This is a genomic window from Sphingomonas sp. PP-CE-3G-477, from assembly GCF_003050745.1.
Lineage (GTDB): Bacteria > Pseudomonadota > Alphaproteobacteria > Sphingomonadales > Sphingomonadaceae > Sphingomonas.
Window position 1 is genome coordinate 15,886 of the sequence record NZ_QAOF01000002.1, and the last position, 11,905, is coordinate 27,790.

The 11,905-nt window shown below is 68.0% G+C and carries 11 protein-coding genes; 4 read left to right on the forward strand and 7 right to left on the reverse strand.

Annotated elements, in window-relative coordinates; translation table 11 throughout:
* The first annotated feature begins 18 nt into the window (after positions 1 to 18).
* The 4 genes from C8J45_RS05505 (at position 19) to C8J45_RS05520 (ending at position 5,150) form a co-directional block, all read left to right on the forward strand.
* Complete coding sequence (locus tag C8J45_RS05505) at positions 19 to 669, forward strand: BON domain-containing protein (RefSeq protein WP_107962303.1); 651 nt, start codon at positions 19 to 21, stop codon at positions 667 to 669.
* Between the two features lie 2 nt (positions 670 to 671).
* On the forward strand, positions 672 to 1,373 hold the full coding sequence (locus C8J45_RS05510; protein ID WP_107962304.1) for a VIT family protein: 702 nt from the start codon (positions 672 to 674) through the stop codon (positions 1,371 to 1,373).
* Between the two features lie 166 nt (positions 1,374 to 1,539).
* Positions 1,540 to 2,529, forward strand: coding sequence for a L,D-transpeptidase (locus C8J45_RS05515; RefSeq protein ID WP_107962598.1), 990 nt, complete (start codon positions 1,540 to 1,542; stop codon positions 2,527 to 2,529).
* Complete coding sequence (locus tag C8J45_RS05520) at positions 2,526 to 5,150, forward strand: HAD-IC family P-type ATPase (protein ID WP_107962305.1); 2,625 nt, start codon at positions 2,526 to 2,528, stop codon at positions 5,148 to 5,150. The genes C8J45_RS05515 and C8J45_RS05520 overlap by 4 nt, the downstream gene beginning before the upstream one ends.
* Here the strand turns inward: C8J45_RS05520 and lysA are convergent.
* The 7 genes from lysA to C8J45_RS05555 all read right to left on the reverse strand — a co-directional run bounded on the left by lysA (position 5,138) and on the right by C8J45_RS05555 (position 11,892).
* A complete protein-coding gene (lysA, locus tag C8J45_RS05525; protein WP_107962306.1) occupies positions 5,138 to 6,427 on the reverse strand; it encodes a diaminopimelate decarboxylase in 1,290 nt (429 codons plus the stop codon). The two genes, C8J45_RS05520 and lysA, sit on opposite strands and share 13 nt — an antisense overlap.
* A 93-nt stretch (positions 6,428 to 6,520) precedes the next feature.
* Positions 6,521 to 6,802, reverse strand: a complete 282-nt coding sequence (locus tag C8J45_RS05530) for a hypothetical protein (protein WP_107962307.1) — start codon at positions 6,800 to 6,802, stop codon at positions 6,521 to 6,523.
* Complete coding sequence (locus C8J45_RS05535) at positions 6,799 to 7,281, reverse strand: SAM-dependent methyltransferase (protein ID WP_107962308.1); 483 nt, start codon at positions 7,279 to 7,281, stop codon at positions 6,799 to 6,801. The genes C8J45_RS05530 and C8J45_RS05535 overlap by 4 nt, the downstream gene beginning before the upstream one ends.
* Positions 7,282 to 7,314: 33 nt before the next feature.
* Positions 7,315 to 7,581 (reverse strand): hypothetical protein, encoded by a 267-nt coding sequence (locus C8J45_RS05540; RefSeq protein WP_107962309.1) that lies wholly within the window; start codon positions 7,579 to 7,581, stop codon positions 7,315 to 7,317.
* A gap of 98 nt (positions 7,582 to 7,679) precedes the next feature.
* A complete protein-coding gene (locus C8J45_RS05545; RefSeq protein ID WP_107962310.1) occupies positions 7,680 to 9,086 on the reverse strand; it encodes a PepSY domain-containing protein in 1,407 nt (468 codons plus the stop codon).
* Positions 9,087 to 9,100: 14 nt separating this feature from the next.
* Positions 9,101 to 11,317 (reverse strand): TonB-dependent siderophore receptor, encoded by a 2,217-nt coding sequence (locus tag C8J45_RS05550; RefSeq protein WP_107962311.1) that lies wholly within the window; start codon positions 11,315 to 11,317, stop codon positions 9,101 to 9,103.
* A 143-nt stretch (positions 11,318 to 11,460) separates the two neighbouring features.
* On the reverse strand, positions 11,461 to 11,892 hold the full coding sequence (locus tag C8J45_RS05555) for a DUF2946 family protein (RefSeq protein ID WP_258191316.1): 432 nt from the start codon (positions 11,890 to 11,892) through the stop codon (positions 11,461 to 11,463).
* Between the last annotated feature and the right edge of the window lie 13 nt (positions 11,893 to 11,905).

The following is an 11,905-nucleotide window of genomic DNA, read 5'->3' on the forward strand; positions in this document are numbered from 1 at the left end:
ATCCTTTAGGAGAGTGTCATGACAGCCGACGCCAGATTGCAGAAAGCCGTGCTCGCCGAACTGAACTGGGATCCAAGCGTACCCGCGGGGCATATCGGCGTCACCGCGAACGGCGGCGTCGTCACGCTCAGCGGCCATGCCGGCAGCTATGCCGCGAAATACGCCGCCGAGCGTGCCGCCGGGCGCGTCGAAGGCGTGAAGGCGGTTGCCGAAGAGATCGAAGTGCGGCTCGAGGAACGCTTCAAGCGCGGCGACGAGGCGATCGCCAGCGCCATCGTCGAGCGGCTGTCCTGGGATACTACCGTGCCGCACGACACGGTCCGGGCGCAGGTCGAGGATGGCTGGGTGAGCCTGCGCGGCGAAGTGCGCTGGCATTTCCAGAAGGACGCCGCTGAGGCCGCGGTACGGCCGCTTGCGGGGGTCATCGGCGTGATGAACCACATCGCGCTCACGCCGCGCGTCGACGTCACCGACGTCAGCAACGATATCCGGACGGCGCTGCACCGTTCCTGGTTCTTCGATGGCGACACGATCAAGGTCACGGTCGATGGCGGCACCGTCAGGCTGACCGGCTCGGTCGACTCGCCGCACGATCGCAAGGTCGCCGAGCGGACGGCCTGGGCAGCACCCGGCGCGGTCATGGTCGAGAACCTGCTCCAGGTCGTGTAATCGTGCGCCGCGTCGTCGTGCACCGCGAACATCATGTCGCGGACCGGATCGGCTGGCTGCGTGCGGCGGTGCTCGGCGCAAACGACGGGATCGTGTCGACCGCAAGCCTGATCCTCGGCGTCGCCGCCGCCGGCGCGCCGTCCGGCGCGATCGTCGTCGCGGGTATTGCGGGGCTGGTTGCAGGCGCGATGTCGATGGCGGCGGGCGAGTATGTCTCGGTCAGCGCCCAGGCCGATACCGAAACCGCCGAACTCGACCGCGAGCGCCACGAACTGGTCGAGGACCCGGTTGGCGAGCTCGCTGAGCTGGCAGGGATCTATGTCGAACGCGGCGTGGACCCCGATACCGCCGCGACGGTTGCGGCCCAGTTGATGGCGAAGGACGCACTTCGCGCGCATGCTCGCGATGAGCTCGCCATCACGGTCGGTGCAGGGGCCAGGCCGGTGCAGGCGGCGCTCGCGTCGGCGGCGAGCTTCATCGTCGGCGCGGCGATGCCGGTGCTGATCGTGTTCGTCGCGTCGCGTTCGTCCCTCATCGTGGCGGTCGCCGGCGGATCGCTGGTCGTCCTCGCACTGCTGGGCGGGATCGGGGCGAAGACTGGCGGCGCAAACATCTGGCGCGGGGTCGTCCGGGTCACGTTCTGGGGCGCGTTCGCCATGGCCGCGACCGCAGCGATCGGCCGGCTGGTCGGCACGGCCGTGTGATCTCCGCCGACGTTGTGGCGGTATAGCGTCGATCGACCTTCATCCCGGCGCTAGGGGACCTCGAAGCGAACCGTGATCCGTCCTGCTGCGTAGTTTCCGACGGTAATGCGCACGCCGATCGCCGGATAGCGACGGTTGGGTAATATTTTCCCGATCGGACCCCATGATGACGATCCGCCGCATGACGTGCAGCCTCGCGCTCGCCTTGAACGTTGCGACGATTTCCGCAGCGCAAATGCCGGCGCAATTACCCGCCCCAATGCCTACCAGCATCGATGGCCGGATCGAGCAGCTCAAGCCCGGCGAGTTCCTCTGGGCGCCGGCGATCGCGCCGGCCGGGCCCGTTACCATCATCGTGAGTCTCGCCACGCAAAAGGCCTATGCCTACCGGAACGGCGTGCCGATCGGTGTCTCGACCGTCTCCACCGGCAGCGACGGCCATGCGACGCCGACGGGAGTGTTCACCGTGTTGCAGAAGGACGCGGACCACGTCTCCAACCTCTACAAGGACGCCGCGATGCCGTTCATGCAGCGGCTGACCTGGGGCGGGATCGCGATGCATGCGGGCAACCTGCCGGGCTATCCCGCGTCGCACGGCTGCATCCGCCTACCACCCGCGTTCGCCAAGCTGCTGTTCGGGATCACGCGTCTGGGGATCACCGTCGTCACCACGCAGGACGCGCGCGTTCCGGTGGTGGCGGCGACGCCGGGCATTCTGGGTGCAGGACGGTCGGGTCGCGAAGACTTCGCGTGGAATCCCGCGCTGTCGCGGACGGGCCCGGTGTCGATCGTCGTCAGCGGCCGCGACAGGCGTGTCGTCGAGCTGCGCAACGGTATCGAGATCGGTTCCAGCGCGATAACGGCCGATGCTCCGATCGAACGGACGTCGGCCTTCACGCTGCAATCGGTCGATGCGTCGGGTGAACACTGGCTGCGGTTGCCGCTGCCGGGCGATACGCGAACCGGCGAGCTGACCGCAGAGGATCGCGCCAAGGGGCAGTTGCCGGACAAGTTCCGCGCTGCGCTGGCGACGGTGCTGACGCCGGGCACGACCCTGTTGGTGACGCGCGAGACGCTGGCGAATGCCGGAACGGGAACGCCGGTGACGATTATCGAAACGGGTGCCCCGGCCGGTGCCGAAGCGGGCGGCCGATGATCGTCGATCGACCGATCGACGCGCCGGTACCCTCGGCAACGATCTGGCACGCGACATCGACCGATCACGTCATGGCGGTGCTGGGAACGCGCGACGCGGGCCTGACCGCGGCAGAAGCCGCCGGGCGGTTGATCCGCGACGGTCTCAACGAGCTCGCGCCGCCGCCGGTGCCGTCGACGCTGCTGCTGTTCCTGCGGCAGTTCAACAGTCCGCTGATCTATCTGCTGGTCGCGGCGGCGTCGATCTCGCTCTCGCTTGGCCATCGGACCGATGCGGGGTTCATCGGCGTCGTCCTGCTCGTCAACGCGGCGATCGGCACGTTTCAGGAGAGCAAGGCGGCGGACAGTCTGGCGGCGCTCGGGCGGATGATCGGCCAGACCGCGATGGTGCGGCGTGGCGGGATGGTATCGGTGATCGATGCCCGCGCGCTGGTCGTCGGGGACGTGGTCGAGCTGGAGAGCGGCATGGCGGTGCCTGCCGACATCCGCCTGTCCTCGAGCAGCGCGCTGCGCGTCGACCAGTCGACGTTCAGCGGGGAATCGATCGCGGTCGCGAAGGATCAGGCGGTCGTCCTGCCCATCCGAACGGCACCTGGCGAACGCGCGACGATGGTCCTGGCGGGGACGATGATCGAGCAGGGACGCGGCGTCGGGATCGTCGTCGCGACCGGGGCGAACACTGCGCTCGGCGCGATCGACGAGTCGTTGCGCGCGACGAAGCCGACCCCGCCGCCGCTCGTGATCCGGCTCGACAGACTGGCGCGCCAGATCAGCATCGCGACGATCGCCCTGATCGTCCCGTTTGCGCTGGTGCTGTGGGTGCAGGGCCGGCCGGGCGATCAGATACTTTTGCTCGCGGTCGCGCTCGCGGTGTCGGCGATCCCAGAGGGGTTGTCGATCGCGGTGACGGTCGCGCTGGCGGCAAGCACCAGGCGGATGGCCGCGCGCAACGTGATCGTTCGCTCGCTGCCCGCGGTCGAAGGGCTCGGCGCCTGCACGATCATCGCCAGCGACAAGACGGGGACGCTGACGCGAAACATCCTGTCGGTCGAGCGCATCCTGCTGGCCGACGGGCGGAGGTTCGTGCGGGCCGATTGGGCGGATGATAGTCTGGCGGCGATGCGGCGGGCGGCAGCGCTCTGCAACGAGGCTTCGGTCGGCCCTGACGGCATGCCGGTCGGGGATTCGGTCGACGTGGCGCTGTTGGGCTTCGCGCGTGACGGCGGCGAGGATCTGGCGGTGCAGCACGCGGTACCCCGGATCGCGGCGCTGCCGTACGAACCCGAGCGCAAGTTTTCGACGGTCTTGGTCGCCGAAGGTAGCGGGGCACGGATGTTCGCCAAGGGGGCGCCCGAAGTGGTCCGGCGGATGTGTCATGCGATCGACCCCGTGGCGCTGGAAGCCGCGACGGCGATGGCGGAAGACGGCTACCGCGTGATCGCGGTCGCTGCCTCGGACGGCCCGACCACGACCGATCCGGACGCGCCTATCGGGCTCGTGCTGCTTGGCTGGATCGGGCTGATCGATCCGGTCCGCCCTGAGGTGCCGGGAGCGATCGCGCGCTGTGCCGAGGCCGGGATCGGCGTGCGAATGGTGACCGGCGATCATCCCGGTACCGCGCTGACGATCGCGCGCGGGCTCGGGCTCGAGGTGGCCACTGATCAGGTGGTCACCGGCACGGAGATGGCCAGCCTGGCCGACCAGCCGGCGCGGCTGGCCGGGCTCGTCCTCGGCGGACGCGTATTCGCGCGGATCGAGCCGGTTCAGAAGCTGGAGATCGTCCGCATCCTTGCCGCCAGCGGTGAACTGGTCGCGGTGACGGGCGATGGCGTCAACGATGCGCCCGCGCTCCAGGCCGCTCATATCGGCGTGGCGATGGGTATCGCGGGCACCGACGTCGCTCGCGGCGCCGCCGATCTGGTGCTCGCCGACGACAATTTCGCCTCGATCGTCGCCGGCGTCGAGGAGGGCCGCGTGACCTACGCCAACGTGCGGCGGATCGTCATCATCCTGCTCGCGACCGGGATCGCCGAGATCGGCATGTTCATCGGCGCGGTGATGCTGGGCCTGCCGATGCCGCTGACCGCGGTGCAGCTGCTGTGGCTCAACCTCGTCACGAACGGCGCGCAGGACGTGATGCTCGGGTTCGGGCGCGGCGAGGGTGACGAACTGCGCCAGCCGCCCCGACCGCCGAGCGCGCCGATCCTCGACCGCAGTGCGATCGCGCTGATGATCCCGCCGGCGCTGTTGATGACCGGGCTGGCGTTGTACCTGGTATCGGGGATGCACCGCGACGGGCGGCCGCTCGCCGAAATCCAGAACGCGGTGCTGCTGATGACGGTGCTGTTCCAGAACGCCTATGTGCTGTGCATGCGCAGCGAGCGACGCTCGATCCTCCGCGAGCCGTTGCTGTCGAACGCGTGGCTGCTGGTCGGCGTCGGCATCGCGATCGCGTTGCAAGTGACCGCGATGCTGTGGCCGCCGCTGGGCCGGGTTCTGGGCACCGCGCCGGTGTCTGCGGCCATCCTGTGGTTCTGCGCGGCGGCAGTCGTCGCGACGATCGTCGTGACGGAGGCGACCAAGCACGGCGTTGCGATATGGCAGCGGCGTTACCGGCGCTGACGGGCGAGCGAAAGGATCGGCCGGCGCCAGGCCGCGACGGGCTGTACATCCAGCGTCGCTTGCGGCGAAATGCGGTCGGCCACCACCGTGAACCGATCGTCGTCGACCAGCACTTCGGGGATCAGTGGGCGACAATTATAGGTCGAGGCCATCGTCGCGCCGTATGCCCCGACGGTGCGGAACACCGCGAGATCGCCGCGGCGGACTTCGTCGATCGCGCGGCCCATCGCGAAGGTATCGCCGCTTTCGCAGACCGGACCGGCGATGTTGGCGACCATCCGGCGACCGTTCGGTTCGACCGCGATGAAATCATGGAACGCGTCGTACAGCGCGGGCCGCGCGAGATCGTTCATGGCTGCGTCGACGATGACATAGGGATGCTTCGCGCCGGGTTTCACCCAAAGTATCTCGGTCAGCAGCACGCCGGCCTCGCCCGCCACGAACCGGCCCGGCTCGAACATCAGCGTCGCGTCCCAGTCGCGCGTGACGCGCGCGACCATCGCGCCGTACGCTGCGGCGGTCGGGTAGATCTCCTCGGGGCGATAGGGGATGCCGAGCCCACCGCCGAGGTCGACATGCGTTATCCGATGCCCTGCCGCACGCAGGTCCGCGATCAGCGTGCCGATGCGCGAGATGGCGGCCTCCAGCGGTGCGAGATCGGCGATCTGGCTGCCGATATGGATCGCGACGCCGCGCAGATCGAGGCCGTCGAGGCGTGCCAGTCGTGCATAGATGCCCGGCGCATCGTCCAGGCCGACGCCGAACTTGTTGTCGCGCCGGCCGGTTGAGATTTTCGCGTGCGTGCCCGCATCGATGTCGGGATTGACGCGCAACACCGCCACCGCGCGCCGCCCGCGCGCCGCCGCCAGCCCCGCCAGCACGACGCCTTCCTCCTCGAACTCCACGTTGAACTGGCCAACCCCCGCATCAAGAGCAGCGATCATCTCCGCATCGGTCTTGCCGACGCCCGAAAAGACGATTGCCCGCGCGGGAATGCCGGCGGCGAGCGCGCGCAGCATCTCGCCGTGCGACACGATGTCGGCGCCATATCCCTCGGCCGCGAGCAATCGCAGTATGGCGAGATTGGGATTGGCCTTCACCGCGAAGGCGACGTGCTGGCGTGCGATCGGCGCGAGTCCGGCCCTGAAGGCGCGAGCGGAGGCGCGAAACGCGGCGGTCGAATAGACATAGGCAGGCGTGCCGATGCTCGCGGCGATCGCGGGCAGGGGCACGCGTTCGGCGTGGAGGACGCCGTCGCGGTAGTGGAAAGGGGACATGATGGATCCTGGAAAAGCCCATGTCGCGCGATCCCGCAGCGAGCGGGACCGCGCGTTACGATAAGGAGGGGTTGCCGGTCGAAAGGCGCGCGTTCAGCGGGTGGGGTGGGTCTTCACGCCCGAGCGCTGCCGTCGCTGGCCACGGATCGCGGCGACGAGGTTGCGGTGGCCGCTGCGTTCGACGCGGAAGGCCATCGGCACGCGCTTGCCCTGCACGATCAGCACGACTCCCGCGACGGCGAGCACGAACGCCGCCAGCCCGAGCAGCGTGTCGATTCCGTGCATCGATGGCAGGTCTCGGCGGCTGCCGATCGTGCAGGCAAGGCCGAAGACCGCGACGCCGGCGATACGCCAGGCGAGATCGCGCGTGGTCATGCCGCCACCGCCCGCGCGATCGTCGCGGGATGATCGATCACGACGCGTCCGGCGGCTGCGATCGCGACCGACAGACCGGCGCGGCCTGCACTGTTGTCGCACAGCAGGATATCGGCGGGAAATTCGGCTTCCTCGGTGAGCGCCGCGCGCAGGTCCGCCATTTCGAACGTCATACCGATGGCGGGATCGTCGAGCGTGGCGGCGGCGGCGCGGGCCAGGCCAATCAGCGCGGGCGCGCCGTCGATGCCGCGACCCTCGATCGCGGTGAACCCGAGCGAGCGCGCATGGCGTACCGCTCGCAAGAGCAGCGTGCCGACGCCGCAATCGGCATCGACGATGCGAACGCTGCGCCGTTTGGCGAGTCGTAGTTCGCCGAGCGCGGCGGCGATGGCGGGCCAGCGATCATCATGCTCGGGACGCGTCGCGGTCGCAGGGGCGTTCGGACGCCTGCGGGACTGAAGGCTATGCGAGACGGACATGTCTGGCGCTCCGGAAAACGAGGGACGGGACGGTCACGCGGCACGCGGCAGCGCGGTTTCCCAAGGGGCGACCGGTTCGAACGAAACCTGCGGCACCAGCGGTGTCGTCACGACCACCACCCTTGCGCCGGGAAAGCCGTGGCGCTCGGCACGCGCGAACGCCATCGCCGCGGGGAACGAGACGAACCGCCCTTCGAGCCGCCCGCCGCTTTCCTGGACCAGCCAATGGCCGGCGGCGTCCTGTCCTACGGTCAGGGTCGAGATGCCTTGGTCGGGCTCCGGATCGGTAACCAGCAACACTTTCGGGCTCCTTCATGCTGTGAGGAGCCGGTAATTATGCGCGCCGACATAGCATCACGAGCCCGATTTCGGCCTGCGCGCATAGGGTTTGCATAGCGTCAGGTCGGTGTCGACGACGTGCGCCCGAACCGGTCGCGGGCGAAGAGGATCGATCGGTCGAGCAGGAAGATCGCAAGTGTCGACACTCCGAGCATCGGGAAGGCGAGGCCGGCTGCGATCAGGATCGCGATCGCGCCCTTGATCCGGGCGGAGGGGACGCGGGCCGGGGCGGCGAGGCGGCCTGCCGGGCGTCGTTTCCACCACATGACGATGCCGCTGACGACGAGCACGACGATCGCGATGCAGATCGACAGCATCACGAGCTGGTTCACGAGGCCGAAATAATTGCCCATGTGAAGCTGGACGCCAAGCTCGATCGCCTTTGCCGCCCAGCCGTAATCGGGATAGCCGACCTCGCTGATCAGGCTACCGGTCCAGCGATCGAAATAGAGCGTGCGCTGGCCCTGCGGTCGGTCGGGGTAGGTGTAGGCGGTGTAGACACCGGTGGGGCCGCTCGGCAGGAACAGGCGGTAGGCGCCGGTCATGCCGTGTTGGCGGGCGACCGAGTTGGCGATCCGGTCTATCCCAGACACGGCCACGTCGTCGCGGACGGCCATCGCCATCTCGTGTCCGGCATGCCCTGCATGTTCGGACGAGGGCGCCGAGCTTGGCATCGGCGCGAGTTCCATCGTCCACGGAGCCTCGCCGAGCGCCGTCTTCATCGGCACGCTCGTCGGCGCGTTGTGCGTGCGGTTCGAGGCGGGGTAGCCGATGCCGATCGCCGCGGTGCCTCGGTTGAGGAGGTCGCCTTCGATCCCCGCCCAGGGGAGTCCGGTCAGCAGCAGGAAGGCGATGAACGCGACCGACCAGACACCGATCACCGCGTGCAGGTCTCGCCAGAACAGCCGTCCGCCGGCGCGCAGCCGGGGATAGAGGATGCCGGCGAACCCGCGCCGGTTGCGCGGCCACCAGAGGTAGAGGCCGGTGGCGATCAGGACCAGCGCCCAGCAGGCCGCCAGCTCGACAACGCGATCACCGATCGTCCCGAGCGTCAGCGACCCATGCATCGCGTCGGCGAACCCGACCAGCGTGCGGGCGTAGATCGTCGATCCCAGAACGCGACCGGTGCCGGGATCCACTGCCACGCGCCGTGGATCGCCTCGGTCGGGCGTTACGTAGACGACGGCCGACCGGTCGGCCGAGCCCGGAAGGTCGATCCGGGTCGCGGCGCCTGGATATGCGGTCAGCGCGGCGCGGATCATGCGGGACGGCGGCACGGTCGTCGTATGCAGCGCGACGAAGCGTTGCGAAGGATAGAGCGCGTCGTCGATCTCGTCGTTGAAGAGATAGATCGCACCGGTGATGCTGAGGATCAGCAGGAACGGCGCGACGATAAGGCCGGCGTAGAAATGCCACCGCCAGATCGCGCGGTAGGCCTTCGGATCGATCGAACTGGCGGACGCCATTGGGAAACCCCTGCTCAGAAATGCGTGGAAAGGGCGATTTCGACGCTGCGAGGCGCGCCGATATAGACGTTGGTCGTCGGGTAGCCCGAATACTCGCCGTAGAATGCGTTGGTCAGGTTGCGACCGCGGACCGAAACGGAGGCTTGCGGCGCGACCTGATAGCTGACCGACGCCTCGACAACGGTATGGCCGCGGACGAAATAGGTGTTGGCGGTGTCGGTGTAGAAACCCGAGACGTGGCGGACGAAACCGCCGAGCGTCACCGGGAGCGCCTTGATCGTGTAGAGTGCGGACCCGCTGACGGTGGTCGAAGGCGTGTTGATCGGGCGATTGCCGGCGCGATCGATGCGGGCGCCCGCGATGAGTTCGCTGAGCTGATCGTAATTGGCGTCGGTATATGCGGCGCCCGCCGACAGCGAGAGCGCGTCGGTGACGGCTGCACCGATGCTGAGTTCGACGCCCTGCGAGGACTGCTCGCCGCCCTGCACTGTCTGTTGCGGATTGGTCGGATCGCGGGTGAGGATGTTACTCTGCTCGATGCGGTAGGCGGCACCGGTCATCGTCAGCCGCTTGGCGAAGGCGGAGGCCTTGAAGCCGACTTCGTAGGCGCGGCCCTTGGTGAGCTTGTAGCCGGTGTTGACGATCGACTGGAGCAGGATCGAGGACACGGGCGTGACCGCGGTCGTGTATTGGCCGTAGACGGTGATGTCGGGCGTGAGGTCGTAGGTGGTGCCGATCCGCCACGAGAACGGATCGTAGGTCGGCGTACCGCGTGTGACGGCGCCGTTGGCGTTCAGGTTGACGATGACGCGGGTGAGATCGATGTGATCGTAGCGTGCGCCGCCGACCAGCAGCCATCCGGGGGTGAGGTTCAGCGCATCCTCGGCGAAGACGGAGGCGGTCTTCAGCTTCGACTGGTAGATGACGTTGGTGGTGGAATAGGCGGCGGCGTCGGTCGGGAAGATGCCGACGACAGGCGCGTACGGATCGACGTTGGTGATCCGTGCGGCTGCGTTACCGCCGATCGGGCCTTGCTGGCGCGGGTTGGTAAAGTTGGTGTCGTTATATTCGCCGCCGAGGCTGAAGCGGTTGCGCAGGCCCGCGATCTTGCCGTCGTTGGCAATCACTACACGTTCGTTCCAGAAGCGGTGATCATGGTAGATTCGCTGGATCGATCGCGCGAAGCTGCCGTTCGGGAATGTAGGCGTGGGGGCGGTGAAGACCTGATCGCCGCTCAGTACGAAATCGCGTTTGGCATGATACCAGGTGAAGTCGTTGGCGACCGACCAGCCGCTGCCGATCGCATAGTCGATCCGCGAGCGCAGCGTCGTGTCGCGCGCGCCGGAATAGGCGCCGGCAGGGTTGTAGTTGCGGCGGCGTAGCGCCTTGTCGAGGACCATGCCGTTGGGGCTGCGAAGCGCGTCGCTTGGGTCGCGCGCGACCGCGGCGGAAACGAACGGGAGGCCCTGATAGCTGCTGTCGTAGCGATCCTCGTAGTGATCGACCGCGAGCAGGACGGACAAATCGGGCGCGGGCTTGAGGAGGATGCTGGCGGTGAGACCGGTGGAACGCGTCGCGTTGTCGTCGACGTCGTAGAGGCTGTCGGAATGCAAATAGCTGGCGTCCGCGCGGATCGCGACGGTGTCGGACAGCTTGAGGTTGACGCCGCTCGCCGCGGTCACGGTGGCGAAGCTGCCGATGCTGAGCAGTCCGTCGAGATGGTCGCCGTCGAGGGTGGGTTTGCGCGTGATCTTGTTGATGACGCCGGCCAGCGCGCCTTCGCCGTAGAGGACCGAGGCGGGACCCTTGATGACGTCGATCCGGTCGTAATGCCAGACGTTGGTGTCGCGCTGGACGACGGTCGAGGTGGAGACGCGGACGCCGTCCTGAAGGATCGATACGGCGCCGCCCGAAAAGCCGCGCAACGTCACGACGGCAGGGTTGCCGGGGACGTTGCCGGCGATCGCGCCGACCACCGAATTGAACGCCTCGCGCGCGGTGCGCAGGCCCTGGACCTGCATGTCGGCCTGGGTCAGCGTCTCGACCGTGGCGGGCGTTTCGCGCACCGACAGGCCGAGGCGGCTGCCGGTGTCGGACGTGCGATCGAGCTTCAGCTTATCGCGCTGGCCGTTGACGACGATTTCGGTCTGCGGATCGTCCGTATCGGTTGCGTGGGCGGGGGAGGCGAGTGCGACGATGGACGCCGAGGCGGCCAGGAATGTTCTGAACATGCGAGTCCCTGTTCGTCATGGCGACGCACGAAGGCGCCGGCATGGATGCCGTGGTCCGCGCGGCGACATCGCGCGCGGAGGCTGTTCCGTCCGGTGTGCGGACGGTCGAAGCGGTGTGATCGGCGGGTTTTAAGGTCGTCAGATCACGCGGAGACGCGTGGGGGACCTCGCAAGGGTGGCCTGAGATAGGCGGGCGCGGCGACGGGGGTGGTCGATGTCCGACGAAACCCCATGGCGACGATGAACGCGATCGCGATCGCGAGCAGCAGCGGATCGACCGCGGCGAGCGAAGGTGCGGACAGCCCGGAGAACGCGCAGGGCATCTCGCGACCTTGGTGATCGCTCTTGTCCTGGTGATGCATCATGCCGGGCATTGTCTTGGCCATCGTCGTGGCCTTGGCCATCATCGTTGCCATCGTGGGCGCGGTGCCGCCGCAGATCTGGATCGTCACCGTGCCCCCGGAGACGACCGGCATGAAGCCTGCGGGGACGAGGATCTTCATCGCCAGCGCACACGTGATCAGCCACGCCGACAGCGTGCGGTGATCGAGGAAAAGGCGACGGAACCCGGCCAAGCGTACCGCCTAC